The sequence below is a fragment of the Flexithrix dorotheae DSM 6795 genome, from assembly GCF_000379765.1.
In the GTDB taxonomy this organism is placed as follows: domain Bacteria; phylum Bacteroidota; class Bacteroidia; order Cytophagales; family Flammeovirgaceae; genus Flexithrix; species Flexithrix dorotheae.
On sequence record NZ_KB903449.1, the window covers coordinates 71,557 to 88,349 of the forward strand.

Here is a 16,793-nt window from a genome sequence, read left to right on the forward strand (position 1 = left end):
TGCATGAAAACTGAAATACTTTTAAAAATTCAACTTATTTCAATTTTTACTTTCCTCGGGTTTGGCAGTTGCACTCCAAAAAATGAAAAGGAATATAATGTAATTCTGATTGTAGCAGATGACATGAATGATTATGGTTTTTTCAACAGCAACCCTATTGTAAAAGCCCCAAATATCGAAAATTTCAGGAAAACGGCCATTTCATTTCCCTACACCTATTGTGCAGCACCCTCCTGTAGTCCTTCTCGCACTGCTTTCTTAAGTGGGATGTCTCCACATAAGTCGGGCAAATATTACAATGGAAGTAAAGAATGGGATAAAATTTATATGCAACAACAGGAAACAATGCCAGAATGGTTTAAGCGAATTGGTTATCATTCTTATGGGAAAGGAAAACTTTTTCATTCTCAAATATCAAAGGATCGGGTTGCGCAGAACTTTGATGGAGGAACGGGAAAAGCAGGATTTGGACCTTTCCCGGATTCATTACATCAGTTGTCTTTTGAAGGTATGGAAGACTTAAAATCGCTTCCTGATTCCATGTACAATTCTTCACAAAGTCGATTCAAGGGAATACAGGCATTTCCAGATGAAGACTTTCCTGATGTGAAGAATGCCAATGAGATTATTGAACTGCTGAAAACAGGTGGACAAAAGCCTTTCTTTTTAATGTATGGCCTTTGGCGGCCTCATAGCCCATATACCTGTCCACAGCGGTTTTATGACATGTACGATCTTGATGAAATCCAAATTCCAGCAGGTTATTTGGAAAATGATATGGAGGATTTACCTCCCATGGCAAAGGAATTCATCAAAACCAAATCCAAAGATTTCAATTCCATTACCATTACCGAACAACAGTGGAAAGCCTATCTTAGAGGCTACTATGCCTGCTACACTTTTGCCGATTACAATATTGGAAGAGTACTGGATGCATTAGATAAAAGTGAATATGCAGAAAATACCATTGTCGTGATTACTTCGGACAATGGTTTTCACATGGGTGAAAAAAACCGATTCGACAAAAATTCCTTGTGGGAACTGTCTGCCATCACACCCATGGCAATCAGGATTCCTGGATCTAAATTTGGCGGGAAAATTTGTACAAAACCCGTGAACCTGCAGGATCTTTACCCCACCTTTGTGGACTATTGCGGGAAAGGAACTTCTCCCATTAAACCAATTGATGGCCACAGCATAAGACCCTTATTAGAAAATCCCGATGCAGCTTGGGAGCACAATTCCATGACCTATTTTGGAAAAGGCTGGATCAGTATTCGAAGTGAACAATTCAGGTACCTCCAATACCCGGATGGCACAGAAGAGCTTTACAACCATAAAACGGATCATTGGGAATTATACAATATGGCAGATAACCCTAAATATCGGGGTGTGATTTCCAAATTCAGAAAACAACTACCAACCACAATGGCCGAATCAATTCCCGGGAAATGGACCAAACTGATTAAACAAGTTGAACAAAAAGTAATGAAATGAAAAAATTAACCCTATTCATCATAATTGGATTCCTGAGTTTTACAGCAAGTAAAGCACAAGTAAAAAAACCTAACATCATCCTCATCATGGTGGATGATATGGGATATGCTGATATCGGATGTTATGGCGGTGAAATACCCACACCAAATATTGATCAATTAGCCAAAAATGGCATTCGATTTTCCCAATTTTATAATACCGCTCGTTGTTGCCCAACCAGGGCTTCTTTGCTCACAGGATTATTCCCCCATCAAACCGGAATTGGACACATGACTAATCCCCCAAATGCACCAGACCGATATTCGGACTGGAATAGCGAAGGATATCAGGGATATTTAAACAGGAATTGCCTTACCCTTGCTGAGGGACTAAAAGAAGCCGGGTATCACACCTACATGACAGGAAAGTGGCACCTGGGCTACCATGAAGAATCGAGATGGCCTTTACAGAGAGGTTTTGAAAAATTTTACGGAAGTATCCCGGGTGCCTGTAGTTATTTTTGGCCAAATGGCAATCGTCCGGTCTCTTTTATGAATGAACACCTTCCCCCACCCGATTCCACCACATATTATACCACTGATGCTTTTACAGACTATGCCATTCAGTTTATAGATGAGCAGCAGGATGATAGCCCTTTCTTTTTATATCTTGCCTATAATGCGCCACACTGGCCCCTTCACGCTAAAAAGGAAGACATTAAAAAATTCATAGGTAAATACATGCACGGCTGGGATGAGGTTCGAAAAAAACGTTTGGAAAAACAAATAGAAATGGGATTATTAGATCCTGAAACCATACTTTCCGAAAGAGACCATCGGGTAAGGCCATGGGTAGAAGTTTCTGACTCTCAAAAGGTTTTAAGTGATTATAGAATGGCTGTTTATGCTGCACAAATTTACAGTGTGGACTATAATATTGGTAAATTAGTGGAAAAGTTAAAAGCTGAAGACCAGTATGAAAACACCCTGATTTTATTCTTATCCGATAATGGAGGATGTGCGGAAATGTATGATGAATTTGGAAGTAAACCTCAATCATATATCAACAAAAAAAATTATTCGGGCGCTGTTTCTTATGGAATAGGATGGGCAAATGCTTCCAATACCCCATTCTATAATTACAAAGTAAAAATTGATGAAGGCGGGATTTCCACCCCACTTATTGCCCATTGGCCAGAAGGCATCATAAATCAGGAAGGAAAAATTAACCATCAACCTGGCTATTTAATTGACATTGCTCCAACACTTTATGAAATTGCCGGATTTAACTATCCAAGAACTTTTCATCAAGGCAATGAAATTCCTTCATTGAAAGGAAATAGTCTTCTCCCGATATTTAAAGGCAAAGAAACGCACCCTCACGAATTCATGTATTGGGAACATCAAAATAATAAAGCCATTAGGAAAGGAAAGTGGAAAGCTTCAATGGATGCCACTGCGTCAACCTGGAAATTATTTAATTTGGAAGAAGACAGAATAGAAAGTAAAAATCTGGCTGATCAATACCCGGAATTGGTCGAGGAACTGGAACAAAAATGGGAGGATTGGGCTAAATCTCATAAAGTTCTGCCAAAGAAGAATTGATTTCCTTTTTCCTCTTTAATCGGGGCAAAAAGCTCTGGGAAAATACCAAGGGGGAATGTCATTCAAAATAATATTATAGGGGAAGATCAATCTTATAAAGCCTTCCTAAAGGGAAAGGAATAGCATTATTTCCCCTATTAGGGGTCCCATCTTGTTTAATCTTTAATTATTAAAAACTTAGCAAGAGGGTAAACAATTAGGGCACAGGCCTTCCATGAGAAAGTAAATATCTTCAATTTTAAATCGCTCAAGCTTTTCAAGGTATTCGTTTGGAAGGTCAGGTAGGCAGATTATAGTCCCACATCCTCGACACCGGAGGTGGGGATGAGCACCCCCATCCAGATGGATATCATGCTTGAACATATAATGGCAAACCCCTTTGAAATCCACCATTCTCACTACTAAATCAATTTCTTCAAATGTATGAAGAGCGCGGTATATGGTCACTCTGTCCACTGGCACACACAATGCATCAACTATATCATTCAAGGGGTAAGCTTTTGGACGACTCATTAGAAAATTCAATAAGGCTACTCGTGGCTCTGTTACGCGTTTCTTTTTTTCCTTCAACAATTTAATAGCTTTTTGGGCACTCATTGATTAATCGATTTAAGGTAATAAAACTCAGGTGTATTTTTTAATTGGTAAGCTTTCCAGCGATTTCTTTCATATCTAAACAGGCTACTCATCATTGTATCTAACCTTCCAGTTTTCAGACTATGCTTTTGTAGTCCTTTATTTATTTTTTAGTTTGTGGATGCAGATAGGAGTTCCATGAGGCAATTTTTATGAACAACTTCAAAATCAACATAAGGCTTTCACGATTCATTTAAAGACTACAATTTTTTGGCTGTAAATAAATCCCCCTGAAAAAGCTTTGGAAAACTCCCATTCGATGAAATAGATCAATATGATAAAATAATATAGATAGGTTGCCGTAAAACCTGCCACCGCAATACCGCTTACCAGGACATCACTTTTATGAAATAGTATTCCTATGAAAACTGCAAAAAAAAGCGGCAACATTGCTTCAAGCATAGTGAAGTTTGGCTTATTTCTTTAACTTTATTTGTTGCAGTTTTTGAAAAATTAAAAGCTGTATTCAAATGCAACATGGTTGCAAGAATAGATAATTTAGCTTATTAATGCAACTCTGTTGCAATTAATTTTTAAAGACCAATAACCCATCAGATTAGGGGATTAAAATTTTGTACGAATTAATGTAAAGGGCAGGAACATTTTCTTTTATGGTTCAATCGGTAAAGGATAACCCCTTGATATTATTTCAGCATAATAGCGATTATCTTGTGATTCGATTACCCCTAATAACATAGTAAAAGACGAACTTTTCACCGGGGATATAATCACTAATGGAACCAAGAAGCCATATTTTGAAATGGGAAATACTTGGTAGAAAATTGTCAAAGACTATTATTTCTTGTTTATTGAGGCTTTCTATGTCTTAATAAAATCAAAAAAATAACAATTATTACAAAAATAAAGGGTGCTTCCCCTACCCTACCATATTTATTAACCTTAGCTTTTTCTAAAGCAAAACCAGGTTATTATATGTTCTCAATTAAAATAAACCTGACTTTTCCCAAGCCTAATTCTCAATAGTTTTTTTAACACTCAGGAAAATTCAATGGGATACCCATGACCCTCTGGAATCATAACCACTACTACAATTGTCAGTTTTTTTTTCAAATAATCTATTTTTATACCTCCATAAATAAATAGCTCCGAATAGAAATAGCAAACTAAATAAAGAGCCAAAAAGGCCAAGTTGTTCCGCTACATGACTTTCAGGAACTGGTTTTATAAATTGATTTACCAGACCCAATAATAGCCTGATCGAAGACCAAATGATAACTAAAATTGCCCAAAGACCAATTGTTTTCCTAAATGATTTTTCTGATTTACGTGAACTGAAAATAAACAGTGCCATTATTGCTGATATTAAAATCAGTGGAACATAACTACCTATAACTAAATAAGAAAAGCCTTTGTAAAAGAAGAAAAATAACGAGAAAGCTAATACAATTCCGTAAAATAAATGCGCTTTAAAAATACTCAAGATTTTATGTTGTACCTCATTCATTCTGAAATTATCTTTTTTATGATGTTTTCTATTAAATTCGAACAAGATAACAAGTACTCGAAGTCAACGGTATCAAAGGTATCATCCGGACTATCTTTGTAAGGAGTTGAGTCCCGGTGATAGAAACACTCCCCAGCACCTATTACGTTGAAACCTAAAGGGACAAATGCATCAAAATCAGTTGAATTATTATGGTAACCAACCGGATCAATAAGTATATCTTTTAAGGGAATTTTTCTTTGATCAGCCACAGTTTTGTAAATTTCTATCAGAGATGCCGAACCGGAAAAAATTTCCATTGCCCTATCCTTGTCCGCATCCCAACCAACCATATCAAAGCAATGAACAGAGTGTATATCCCACTGTCTTTGCTTTAATAGTTTGGCGAAGGCCTTACTGCCTATTAATTCTTCCTCTTCCTGGTCGAAGAAAACGATAATTATGTTTTTATTTCTATTTTGAAGTGCCGAAAGTTCTTTGGCAACACTATAAATCAGTGCGATTCCGGTAGCATTGTCAATAGCCCCTGGTGCATTTCGTTTTCCGCTGTCGTAGTGTCCTCCAAGTACAACATATTCTGAGCTTTTATTTGTAGAAGGAAGAATTCCATAAATATTAGTTCCTTTAAAAGGATCAAGAATTAAATCAATTGCCGGATTGAGATTTGGTGAGGTGTACTGATGTTCATTAGCCTCAGTGCCCAAAGTGGTGATGAGTTCTTTGAGATATTTTTTTGCTATTTCACGTTCCGCATTAGCCCAACGACTCTTAATTACTGTATTATTCCCCAATGTGTATTTTCCTGATAATTGGCCAACTATTGTCTGTTGATATTCAGCTTTAGTATTTGGCAAATGTTCCGTAATTAAAACACCCACATTCTTCTCGCTTTGACAAGCGATTACAGTTAAACTAAAAAATAATGTTTTAAGGATATTTCTCATTTCCTGAATAGGCTGTATTGAGCTGTTTGGTAAACCTGACAAAGCCCTGTGTTTTGAGCTTTGTATAGCTTTGAATATTTACCAAGGGGGTTTGCCTTGCATGGTGAATTTAGCTCAGGCAAATAAGTAATCCAAAAAATGAAAGACAACCTATCCTGATTACATAATGGATGGAATCGTGCCTGAAAGTTAATCAAAGGGCCAAACCTCACCTTTATTAACCTGATTTCATATGTAATCAATTTGAATACATATAGAAAAAAATTCCTGATATACATAAAAACTTTAATAGCCATAGTGAACCATACTCCCACAATTTATTAAAATTGCAGTAAATTATTATTATCATCTATTTTAATTATTATCTATATTTACTTTAAAGTAAAAAGTTTTTTTACTCTATAGTAATAAAAACAAGTACTCAGTTGAATTTTACGCTAGAATGGATAAAAGTTTTAAGACTAACATTGGGGATTTTTTAAAGGAAAATGGGTACTCTACCACTATTACCAAACAAGTACTTGAAGTTTTAGATAATGGAATTTCCGTATCTAAAATGGAAGATGTAACCGAGGCTGTTGGGGCATATAAGAGGTTTTTGGAGGTAATGCGAAAGATGGGGCCTCTGGAACCAGAACTGGAAAAGTTTGCCAATAGTGATGCGCTAAAACTTAACGGAGAAAAGGAAAAATCGGATAAAGAGGATTATATAAAATCACTTGCCCATATTCTGGCAATAGCTTTTAAAAAACAATTTTCGGAGGAGGAATTAAAGGAAGATCCTTCTAAAAATGTGATTCGTCATGGTCATGAATTATTAAAGGTAATGACCAGAAGACATTTGAATGATAAACAACTCTCCATTTTTTCTGAGAAGGATACCATTGAAAAACAAAAAGATCTGGATTTATTCAATAAGAAAATTACCCAGATTCTTGAAAACAATAAAGTTCAGGATCCCAATAATCCCAAGCAATCTTTAGATCTGCCCACCTTTATTGAAGAAAGAATTCCGGATGATACCCTGCAGCTCATTACCCGGGATTTTTCTATCAATGAATTAAAAGCGCTTCAGGCAGTCAATGGCATTGTGAACAAAGCAGTTTCGGAAAATAGTATTAAATATGTGGACGAGCTGGATTCGGCCATTATGAATTTTACTTTATCCGAGTATTATGATTTATTCGGCTTAACCAAAAAGAAGGAAAAGGATGGCAAAATGAGATATGGGGGAAGAGCCCGTGAACAAGCTAAGAAAGCATTATTAGAATTGCATAACAGGGAATTCGTACTGCCATATGAATACCGTACTGAAAATAAGAATGTCAGAAAAACCATTAGGGGCATCCGAATCCGAAGGTTAATTGATATTAAGAATATTGAAAAAACAGAGGAATACAATAAATCAACCAATAAAACGAAAGTATCGGATAGTCTGAAAGTAGTGATTGATGGTGTGTTTTTAAAAGGCCTTCAACGGAATTACTTTAATGTACCCAAATACCTGAATAAGGATATTGTGAAAGCTCTTGGGGGGAAAAGGGTCTCCCCTGCTATTCAGTTTTTCATTGTAAACTTATTGGCTTATGCTCAGAAAAATACCAATGAAAAAATTGAGATGAAATATGATACCATGATTTCTGTAATGCGGTTGGAGAAATATGTGGAGTCCAGGCAGAAATCCAGAATTCTCGATCGATTTAATCAGGCTTTCCAATGTGCTATCGAATTGGGGATAATTACCAAATATGAAGAGACGGTAAATAACTGGGGGGAACAGAAATATATTTTTCATATTAATGACAGCTACTTTAAGGATAGAAGTTGGCGATAGTTGGTAGCATATTTTTCTTTTTTTAACTCTCTGAATAGTTGTTTCTACAAGGTTGGCGATAATTGGTAACACCCAGGTTTCTTTTTACTCAGCTCATTGCACAAAGATTAGCAAAATTTTAATGGTTGGCGATAATTGGTAACAAATGAACTCTTTTCCTATGTTAGAAACTCTGAAACTTAAAATACCAGTCTCATATTCCAAACCAGATAAGATTTAGTTAGCATCTGCATTGAAACCATCTTCTCCCCGACTTGTTCCAACTTTCAATTAAGATTGCCAAGGGAATTTTTTTGAATATCATGGTTGGCGATAGTTTGTAACTTATTAATCCTAAATGCCCTTCTAGTGCGCATAAAAAATCATGAAATCTTTTGGTTGGCGATAGTTGGTAGCATCCCCAAAAAACAAGAGTTACTGATAATTTCAAAAACAGATGTTATTTCAAATTTCCAGTCCTCTTTTGTAGCATATTAATTTTTAAAGTTGGCGATAGTTAGTAACAAAATGGTTATTAATTCTTATCCTCTAATTCTCAGTCATTTACTTCAAAAACCATGAGATACTTAATGCTTTAATTTCTAAAAGTTGGCGATAATCTGTAGCTTAGTTTTATAAAAAGTTGAAATACTTTGTGCATAATTTAAAAAAATCTTCCGGAGGTTGGCTATGGTTGGTAACATTTAAGGTTGGCGATGGTTAGTAACATAGAAAAGGGTCTCATAAATAGGCTGAGGGCTGGTACTTGAAACTGGAGTTGGCGATAGTTTGTAGCAAATAGAAGAATTTAAAGCCACAAAAAGAATTGAGGGTGGCGATAGTTGGTAACAAAAACTAACTCATACTAAGTGTGTCCCTATTTGTAGCTTAGTTGGCGATAATCTGTAACAAAAATTTGTAAAACTTCTTTGTTTCCCTTATTCTTATTCGCTAATCAGTAAGAATTTTTATTTCCAGGGCGGTTGGCGATAGTGTGTAAGTTTATAAAAATTTCACCTCATTTATAGGGTTGGTGATAGTTTGTAGCTGGGTTGTCCTTGATTTGTAGCAGCTCAGGCGATAATCTGTAGCATGGTTGGCTATAAAGTGTAACATAGTTGGCGATAGTCTGCAAATAATGTTACGTTTAAAACGTTGATATACAGATGCTTATATAAATTTTTTCACCCATATAATTTAAATAATTTATCCATTATAAATAATTTATTTTCTTTATTCGATTTTTGAGAAATGGAAAAATCAAATAAAGAAATTTATTCTTAAAATTAATATGTATTCAATTTGAATACATATTAAAATCTCATAAGTTTGAAAAATTAATCATAAATAGAAACAAACAAATTTATTGATGAGAGTCATCACAATAGTTAATCATAAAGGAGGAGTGGGGAAAACCACTACTGTACAAAATTTATCAAAAGCCCTGGCTATAAATGGGAAAAAAGTTTTGATGGTAGATAATGACCCCCAGGCAAACCTGACCGTTTCCACCGGTATAAAAAATGTAGAAACATCCATTTATGATACCATGTGCGAGAATAAAGATTTACCTGTTATTAAAATATCAGAGAATCTGGATCTTGTGCCCTCAGAACTTTCTTATATGAATGCTGAGCAAAAATTGCAATCGGAGATTAACGGGTATTTTAAGCTGAAGAAGGCGCTCAATAAATTTGCAAAATCCTACGATTATATCCTCATTGATTGCCCACCAAGTTTGGGAATTTTGACACTTAATGCCCTGATTGCTGCAAATAGTATTTTGGTAGTGGTGGAATCAGCTTACTTGTCGGTGAAGGGACTACAGACCATAATTGATGTAGTGGATGATGTGAGAGAAGAACTGAACCCGGAATTGAGAACCGAAGGGCTTTTGCTGACCAAATTAAACAGAACAGTTTTGAGGAGGGAAATGGCTGATACCGTTAGAGATGTTTACTCCGATAAAGTATTTAACACTTGTATCAGGCAAAACGTAGCACTTGAAGAAGCGAGCGCTGCAGGGGCTGACATTTTTGATTATGATGCTAACAGCCATGGTGCTGAGGATTATTTAAATTTATGTAAAGAAATATTAGCGAATGCATAAGCAATTATTCGTAGAAAGGAATCTGGAAAATACAAAATGGCGAAAAAGAAATTTTTAAATAAAGGTGGTATTTCAGATATCATCCAAAAGGCAAAGGAGCAGGGACAAAATAGTGATACTCAGATAAAGGAAAATATTGTAATCCTTGAGGAATTTGAAAAATTGATTTTCCCTTTATCGGAAGAGGAATTTATTCAGCTTGAAGAGAATATTATAAATGAAGGTTGTCGCGAACCACTTGTTTTGTGGAAGCAAGAAGAAGACAAATATGCTTTAATAGATGGCCATAACCGTTATAAAATTTGTCAAAAGCACCGCATTGATTTTAAGATTTTTGTAAAGGATTTTGAGGATGTGGAAGTAGCCAAAGACTGGATGATAAACAACCAGTTGGGCAGGAGAAATGTTACCGAAGAAACTAAATCCTGGTTGAGGGGACTTCAGTATAAAAGGGAAAAGAAAAAGCAGGGCTGGCAGGTTGGACAAAAGGACCTGGTTGCTGAAAATAAAGGGGGGAAAAAACCGAAAAGAACAGTTCAGATTTTGGCAGAGCAACATAACGTTTCAAGTAGCACTATCCAACGTGATGAAAAATTTGTGGATGCTGTAGATACGCTGGTTGGCGATGATTTGGAGCTAAGGAAAAAGATCCTGAAAAAGGAAATTAAAATTCCCAAGACGCAGTTAACCAAATTAGTAGAAGCCAATCCGGCTGGGGCTAAAAAAGTGGGTAATATTATAAAGAAAGGGAAAACCTGGCAGGAGGCTGTGGAAAAGGTTGGTGTTCAATCAGAGAAAACTCAAACTTCTCCCAATATACAAAAACTGAAAAAAGAAATATTCAACAATATTGAAAAGGCGATAAATAAGAAAGACAAAAAGGCTCTGGAAGAATCTATTCAATCTTTAAGCGAACTGAAAGGGCTTCTTTTTAACTAAATCGAGAGTTGATAAAAAAGCATTTTTTGGATTTGGAAAATTATGGAGGAAATAAAACTTTTTTATGACAAGGAAATAAGGACTTTAATGGTGGATGGGAATCGCTATTACGCTGTGGTGGATGTAATTGCTATTTTAACAGAAAGCCCTGAGCCACGGAAATACTGGTCAAAATTAAAGAAAAAAGCCTTTACCGATCTTCAGTTGTCGCCAGTTTGGCGACAACTGAAATTGCCGTCTCTTTCAGACAAAAAATTGTACAAGACTGATTGTGCGGATAACGAAGGATTATTACGAATCATCCAGTCGGTACCATCCAAAAATGCGGAGCCTTTCAAGATCTGGCTGGCAGAAGTAGGAGGAAGAGCTATCGATGAAAAAACCAATAAAAGACTGGCTGCATTCCGAAAGTTGAAAGAATCCCAAAGCAGATTATACGAAAATATTAAGGGTAGGGGAGTGAGCGAAGAAGAGTTTGATGAAATTATTAGGAATGGGGATGATGCTTTGTTCAATAACACTGACATGAAGAAGAAGTATGGAATAGGGGAGGACGAAAGCATTGATGAATTTATGCATGCCCTTTTATTACACGGAAAGGGTTTTGCCACAGAGATGACCAACATCAATTCCACACAACATGACCTGAAAGGGAAACAGGAGGTTAATGATAATCACTCCAAAAATAATGAGGGAGTCCGAAACTTGCTGAGTGAAAAGACAGGAATGAAACCTGAAGACTTACCTGCAGAAAAAGATTTGAAAAAATTGAAAGGGAAGAAGGGCGGAAAAAAAATTGAATAATAGAGTACCAGTAAATATCTGGTATAGAAACGCTACGCATTTATTACGCTATTTGAAGGTTTTCTCCAATTATGAAAACCTTTATTGAGCTTTCCCAATTTTCTGAGATTCCTCCCATAAACGAAACTTAATCAATTTAAAGCGCTCTAAGAGGTTTTGTTGTTTTTTAACCTTATGAGTAATTAAAACTAATTGGAGTTATCAAAAGCGCTTAAAACCTTAAAATTTCAGCAAAAACTTTGGTTTACCAGAAGTTTAATTCCCTTACATTTATTTTTCCTGGTTTCTTTTTCCTTATGCGCTTTTTCTAAGGAGAAGAAAAAGAGGTTATTTTTTCCTTGAGATTTGGCCAATTCGGGCGGGGGGAAAAGGTAAGCAAGATGGGATCGGGCAGCCCCCGAGCCTTTATTTTTGTAAGTTATTGGTAATCAACAACTTATTTGATTTTTGGGACCCATTTTGGTACCCACTTTTTGATGAAAATGGGTACCACAATAGCATTTACAGCCAATTAGAGCGGTTTTATGGGTCCCATTGTGGGTACCAAAGAGGTACCCATTCCCAAAAAATCAGTAAAATATTACTAATATGGAAAACCCCAGATTGGTCAATATTTAAAGTCAATCCAGGGGAAGAAGATTAAAAATGGGCAAGACACTAGTGAGTTTTGTGGGAAAGCAGGAATGAGATAATCTAAAATCTAGGTATGGTTATCAAGGGATGGAACTGGCAAATGTTAATCAGGTTAATGAAAACCCGATAAATGTCTTTTATTCTCTTTTATAAAAGATTAGTTAACCAAAGGGGTTGACATTCCGACATCCGATAAGGGGAAATCCTTAAATAAAAAAGATTAAAAAAGTGTAACCATTTCCGAATAGAGCCTAAAATTCACGAAATGGTTACACTTTTTCATATTTGGTTACATGGTTTTTGGGTCAAACTTTGAAGAATAAAGTAGAATTTTGATTTGTAGAATTCATTTTCCTTTCTCAGCCTTATTTATTTTACAATCCGCTCCTTTTTTTAGGTGAAATAATTATTCAACTTTAGGGACTAATTTTTCATCAAAAAAACAACCCAAATGCAAAGAAACTTTTTGGCTGTCATCTTATTCGTGCTTGTGATTCAATTGCATTTTCCAATCATAGTATCCGGGCAGTATGTTAAAGATATTCCCAGTGCTTTTAAAGCACTTCATTCGGAACCAGAGGTTTTCATGATTGAAAATGAAATCAAGGTACCCACCAAATCGGGTCACTTTCAGGGGGTTCAATTAATTGAACAAGATGGGAGGAAAAAATTACTAATTTCAGGAAGTTCACTTTCCAAATCGTACCTTTTACAGGTGGACTTTGAGTCCCAAAAGTCAGAAAAAATTATTGTGCTGATGGAGGACCCTTACAGACACGCAGGCGGAATACAGGCCAGTGATACATTTTTAGCAGTTGGCATTGAAGATAATTTTGCTAAAACTACCTCAAAGGTTTGTTTGTACAATATCCATGATAAAAGCTTTGAAAACAGTAATCCAATAATAAAAATAGATCGGTTCGGGGAAGAGAAAAGATATACAGCCGGTGCATTGGGTTTATTAAAAATGGAAAACGAATTCCTGGCAGTGGTTGGAAATTGGGATTGCCGAAATTGGGATTTTTATCAGATTGATCCCGATCAGGATAAGCATAAAATGGTACATAGTTTTGAAGCCCCAAAAGATTGGGGAAGTTATCAATCGATCAATCTTATTAAAGACCAGGAAGCAATTTATGCTATTGGCTTTTATCAAAAAGAGAAAAGGGGATTTGCTGACCTGATTTTAGTAAGTAAGCTTGGGGAATTTAAAGCCATAATGGAAAAAGTCGATTCCAAAGCTTTTCATTGTAAAAATAATGTGGATTTCAATGGTGCAGCAGGCTTACAGGTGGATAAAAAGGGTAAACTCCATATTTGGAGCACCCAAAAATATTCAGAAAAGAAAATTGCCATTAGTAGTTATTCTCAACAATAAAACTTTTTAGTTTGGTGGTTGGGAATGGATTTTCAGCATCCTCTACAGGCTAATATTACTGATCAGATGGTATGAGCAGAAATACTAAAAGTGATGACCATTAAGATAAAGGGATTAAATGGAGTAATAATATGGTTTAAAAAGCCTAATAATTTGTGATCAGATTCCAGTGGGGTGGGGGATTTTGATGGTAACAACTTTTTATAATTATTTCCCAATTCAGTTTTAACCCAATTTTTTTATCTTTAGGGTTGGTCAATCAGAAATAGACTCCATGTTTAATTTCACCACCCTTATGGTTACCCAGTCTTTATCTTAACTGTAAGCAGATATACTACTGGTAAATAGTTTTTTGATATTTAACCTATTGGAAAATGAAAAAAATAATTGGGACCTTATTTATTTTAGCTTTAACCCTTTCTGCAACCGCACAGAATCCTCTTCCTAAGGTAGCTAGTGGTAAAATTGAACGTATTGAAAATTTTGAATCAAAATATGTAACTCCAAGAAATATTGATATCTGGCTTCCAGAAGGCTATGCAGCATCGGAAAAATATCCTGTGTTGTATATGCATGATGGACAAATGCTGTATGACCCTGAAAGCTCCTGGAATAAACAAGCATGGAATATAGATGATGTAGCCGCTGAATTATTTACAACCGATAAGCTCCAGAAATTTATTGTTGTGGGTATTTGGAATGGAGGAGAAACAAGACACCCGGATTATTTCCCACAGAAGCCATTTTTATCATTATCGAAAATTGAAAAGGACACAGTCACCGCACAATTAAAAAGGGCTTCCATGGATATATCGGGAATTTTTAGTCCCCAGTCTGATAACTATTTAAAATTTATGGCTGAAGAATTAAAACCCTATATCGACCAAAAATATTCGGTTTATACAAATAGAAAAAATACCTATGTAGCAGGCAGCAGCATGGGAGGACTGATTTCAATGTATGCCATTTGCGAGTATCCTAAATTGTTTGGCGGGGCAGCTTGTTTGTCTACACATTGGATTGGGACATTTACTGCTGAAAATAATCCAATACCTGATGCATTCCTGAAATATTTAAAGCAGAATCTACCGAATCCCATAAACCATCAAATCTACTTTGATTGTGGCGATGAAACATTAGATAGTTTTTACCCGGAAATCCAAAAGAAAGTAGACCAGATAATGATAGAAAAGGGATATGACCAAAGTAATTGGCTTACTAAATATTTCCCCGGAGAAAATCATAGTGAAAATGCTTGGAATAAAAGGCTTAATATTCCATTAGAATTTCTATTTGACAAATAAAAAGCTAACATCAATCTACTTTTTGAAAATCTAAAATCTAAATACCAATGGAGGCTAATTTTGAAATACTTTTTGACTATATAAGTTTGCTGATAGATATTCCTCCGATTGATCAGGAAATATGCCGAAAGTATTTTAAGCCTGCTTTCGTTACGAAAGATACCATAATTGAGCCCTCAGGAAAAGTGCCAGAATATCATAACTTTATTGTTTCTGGTTATATGCGAAATTTTTATTTAGACGAAAATGGTCAGGAAATTACTACTGATATCAATGATGGACCCCGATTCTTCACTTCCTATGATCATTTTATTAATAAAACACCATCAAATGAAAATTTACATTGCATTACCGATTGTGAACTACTCCGAATTAAAAGAAACGATGTGGATATTACTGCAAAACTGGGCGTAACACAAAGGGATTACACCATACAAATTTTACAACAGCAACTGGAAATTAACAAACAACGAGCTGTGGACCTTACTACCCTTTCGGCTGAACAACGGTATTTGAAACTGCAAAAAAACCATCCTACTATCATTCAAAACGTTCCTTTAAAATATATAGCTTCTTATTTAGGAATCAATCCAGGTAGTTTGAGCCGAATTAGAAAGGATTTGAGCCGATGAAGACAATCTTAATTTCTTCACATTTGTGAAGTAGTTTAGATCATATAAACTTTAGGTTTGTATATCATCAAAAATTATTTAGATGGAATCTACAATCCTAATTTCGAAAACTGAAAACTCAAAATTTCTTAAAATATCTGTCAACATTTGGTTTACTGTTGTGGTATTCGGACAGTTCCTTTTTGCGCTTTACATTCTTGGGCTTTATGGTGTGAGTGGTATTGCGGGTGACTTCGAGCGGTGGAATGAAGCTAGTGCTCACGGTTATGTTGAAAAAGACATTTTAGGGAACATTGTTTTTGGCATACACATAGCCTTAGCAGCTATAATTACTATTGGGGGCCCACTCCAGCTTATAAAAAAAGTGCGTTCCAGGTTCCCAAAGTTTCATAGGATAAATGGTCGTATTTATATAGGTACAGCTTTTTTGATAAGTATTGCCGGTTTATATCTGACATGGATTCGAGATGCTGTTGGCGGATTGCCGGGGGGTATCTTTATCACCATTAATGGAGTCCTGATTATTGTATGTGCTTTCTACACGGCAAAATTTGCCATTGAAAGAAACCTTAAGGTTCATAGAAAATGGGCAATATGTTTATTCCTGGCGATGAGTGGGGTTTGGTTTTTTAGGGTGTTTTTAATGTTGTGGCTCACTATTCATCAGGCCCCTGTAGGTTTTGATATGAATACATTTCAAGGTCCTGCTCTTAATATGTTATATACTTTTAGTTATATCTTGCCCGTCATATTGGCAACTTTTTACTTTAAAGCGAAACAATCTCAATCAGGTAAGCCAAGACTTATAATATCTATTTTCATTTTAATTCTCACCTGCTGTATAGCTGTAGGTACCTTTTCGGCTACAATGGGTATGTGGTTGCCAAGACTTTGAATTATTGAAAAATTTCTTTTAATGCTTTACGGACCCTAATTGCTTTTCCATTTGTTTGTGGGAACAATTTAGGATGGAATCCTGCTCAACACGTAGAAAAATTTAGAGTTAAGAAAAGATACAAGCATAAGGGAAAAGTCCAATTATTGGTTGGAGGACC

13 protein-coding genes are annotated in these 16,793 nt (G+C 35.7%); 10 read left to right on the plus strand and 3 right to left on the minus strand.

From position 1 onward, the window contains the following. Positions 1-3 precede the first annotated feature (3 nt). Positions 4-1,497, plus strand: coding sequence for a sulfatase (locus A3EM_RS0120540; protein WP_020530128.1), 1,494 nt, complete (start codon positions 4-6; stop codon positions 1,495-1,497). Further along, positions 1,494-3,080: an arylsulfatase gene (locus tag A3EM_RS0120545; protein ID WP_020530129.1), complete on the plus strand. Its 1,587-nt coding sequence runs from the start codon at positions 1,494-1,496 to the stop codon at positions 3,078-3,080. Before A3EM_RS0120540 ends, A3EM_RS0120545 begins: the two co-directional genes overlap by 4 nt. A gap of 177 nt (positions 3,081-3,257) precedes the next feature. On the opposite strand, the gene A3EM_RS46055 is transcribed toward A3EM_RS0120545, so the two are convergent. The 3 genes from A3EM_RS46055 to A3EM_RS0120565 all read right to left on the minus strand — a co-directional run bounded on the left by A3EM_RS46055 (position 3,258) and on the right by A3EM_RS0120565 (position 6,125). After that, complete coding sequence (locus tag A3EM_RS46055; RefSeq protein WP_020530130.1) at positions 3,258-3,677, minus strand: Fur family transcriptional regulator; 420 nt, start codon at positions 3,675-3,677, stop codon at positions 3,258-3,260. A gap of 1,045 nt (positions 3,678-4,722) precedes the next feature. Continuing rightward, complete coding sequence (locus tag A3EM_RS0120560; RefSeq protein WP_020530132.1) at positions 4,723-5,181, minus strand: hypothetical protein; 459 nt, start codon at positions 5,179-5,181, stop codon at positions 4,723-4,725. After that, positions 5,178-6,125, minus strand: a complete 948-nt coding sequence (locus tag A3EM_RS0120565) for a M28 family metallopeptidase (protein WP_020530133.1) — start codon at positions 6,123-6,125, stop codon at positions 5,178-5,180. Before A3EM_RS0120565 ends, A3EM_RS0120560 begins: the two co-directional genes overlap by 4 nt. 442 nt (positions 6,126-6,567) lie before the next feature. On the opposite strand from A3EM_RS0120565, the gene A3EM_RS0120575 reads away from it, so the two are divergent. From A3EM_RS0120575 to A3EM_RS0120620, 8 genes are all read left to right on the plus strand, one after another. Further along, the gene (locus A3EM_RS0120575) at positions 6,568-7,959 is read left to right on the plus strand and encodes a hypothetical protein (protein ID WP_020530135.1); all 1,392 of its coding nucleotides are present in this window, start codon (positions 6,568-6,570) and stop codon (positions 7,957-7,959) included. A 1,348-nt stretch (positions 7,960-9,307) separates the two neighbouring features. Further along, on the plus strand, positions 9,308-10,048 hold the full coding sequence (locus tag A3EM_RS0120580) for a ParA family protein (protein ID WP_020530136.1): 741 nt from the start codon (positions 9,308-9,310) through the stop codon (positions 10,046-10,048). A 36-nt stretch (positions 10,049-10,084) separates the two neighbouring features. Beyond that, positions 10,085-10,987 carry a ParB N-terminal domain-containing protein gene (locus A3EM_RS0120585; RefSeq protein WP_020530137.1) on the plus strand — a complete coding sequence of 301 codons (903 nt, stop codon included), beginning with the start codon at positions 10,085-10,087 and terminating at the stop codon, positions 10,985-10,987. 42 nt (positions 10,988-11,029) lie between these two features. Continuing rightward, positions 11,030-11,791: a BRO family protein gene (locus A3EM_RS46060; protein ID WP_020530138.1), complete on the plus strand. Its 762-nt coding sequence runs from the start codon at positions 11,030-11,032 to the stop codon at positions 11,789-11,791. Positions 11,792-12,875: 1,084 nt separating this feature from the next. Beyond that, entirely contained in the window at positions 12,876-13,802 is a 927-nt protein-coding gene (locus tag A3EM_RS0120605; RefSeq protein ID WP_020530141.1) for a hypothetical protein, read from the plus strand. Between the two features lie 374 nt (positions 13,803-14,176). Then, complete coding sequence (locus tag A3EM_RS0120610; RefSeq protein WP_020530142.1) at positions 14,177-15,106, plus strand: alpha/beta hydrolase; 930 nt, start codon at positions 14,177-14,179, stop codon at positions 15,104-15,106. Between the two features lie 47 nt (positions 15,107-15,153). Further along, entirely contained in the window at positions 15,154-15,738 is a 585-nt protein-coding gene (locus A3EM_RS0120615) for a Crp/Fnr family transcriptional regulator (RefSeq protein ID WP_020530143.1), read from the plus strand. A gap of 82 nt (positions 15,739-15,820) precedes the next feature. Beyond that, positions 15,821-16,633 carry a DUF2306 domain-containing protein gene (locus tag A3EM_RS0120620; protein WP_020530144.1) on the plus strand — a complete coding sequence of 271 codons (813 nt, stop codon included), beginning with the start codon at positions 15,821-15,823 and terminating at the stop codon, positions 16,631-16,633. Positions 16,634-16,793: the final 160 nt, after the last annotated feature.

Coding starts and splice junctions, on each gene's coding strand:
- A3EM_RS0120540 (WP_020530128.1), top strand. CDS start 4: ATGAAAACTGAAATACTTTTAAAAATTCAACTTATTTCAATTTTTACT.
- A3EM_RS0120545 (WP_020530129.1), top strand. CDS start 1,494: ATGAAAAAATTAACCCTATTCATCATAATTGGATTCCTGAGTTTTACA.
- A3EM_RS46055 (WP_020530130.1), bottom strand. CDS start 3,677: ATGAGTGCCCAAAAAGCTATTAAATTGTTGAAGGAAAAAAAGAAACGC.
- A3EM_RS0120560 (WP_020530132.1), bottom strand. CDS start 5,181: ATGAATGAGGTACAACATAAAATCTTGAGTATTTTTAAAGCGCATTTA.
- A3EM_RS0120565 (WP_020530133.1), bottom strand. CDS start 6,125: ATGAGAAATATCCTTAAAACATTATTTTTTAGTTTAACTGTAATCGCT.
- A3EM_RS0120575 (WP_020530135.1), top strand. CDS start 6,568: ATGGATAAAAGTTTTAAGACTAACATTGGGGATTTTTTAAAGGAAAAT.
- A3EM_RS0120580 (WP_020530136.1), top strand. CDS start 9,308: ATGAGAGTCATCACAATAGTTAATCATAAAGGAGGAGTGGGGAAAACC.
- A3EM_RS0120585 (WP_020530137.1), top strand. CDS start 10,085: ATGGCGAAAAAGAAATTTTTAAATAAAGGTGGTATTTCAGATATCATC.
- A3EM_RS46060 (WP_020530138.1), top strand. CDS start 11,030: ATGGAGGAAATAAAACTTTTTTATGACAAGGAAATAAGGACTTTAATG.
- A3EM_RS0120605 (WP_020530141.1), top strand. CDS start 12,876: ATGCAAAGAAACTTTTTGGCTGTCATCTTATTCGTGCTTGTGATTCAA.
- A3EM_RS0120610 (WP_020530142.1), top strand. CDS start 14,177: ATGAAAAAAATAATTGGGACCTTATTTATTTTAGCTTTAACCCTTTCT.
- A3EM_RS0120615 (WP_020530143.1), top strand. CDS start 15,154: ATGGAGGCTAATTTTGAAATACTTTTTGACTATATAAGTTTGCTGATA.
- A3EM_RS0120620 (WP_020530144.1), top strand. CDS start 15,821: ATGGAATCTACAATCCTAATTTCGAAAACTGAAAACTCAAAATTTCTT.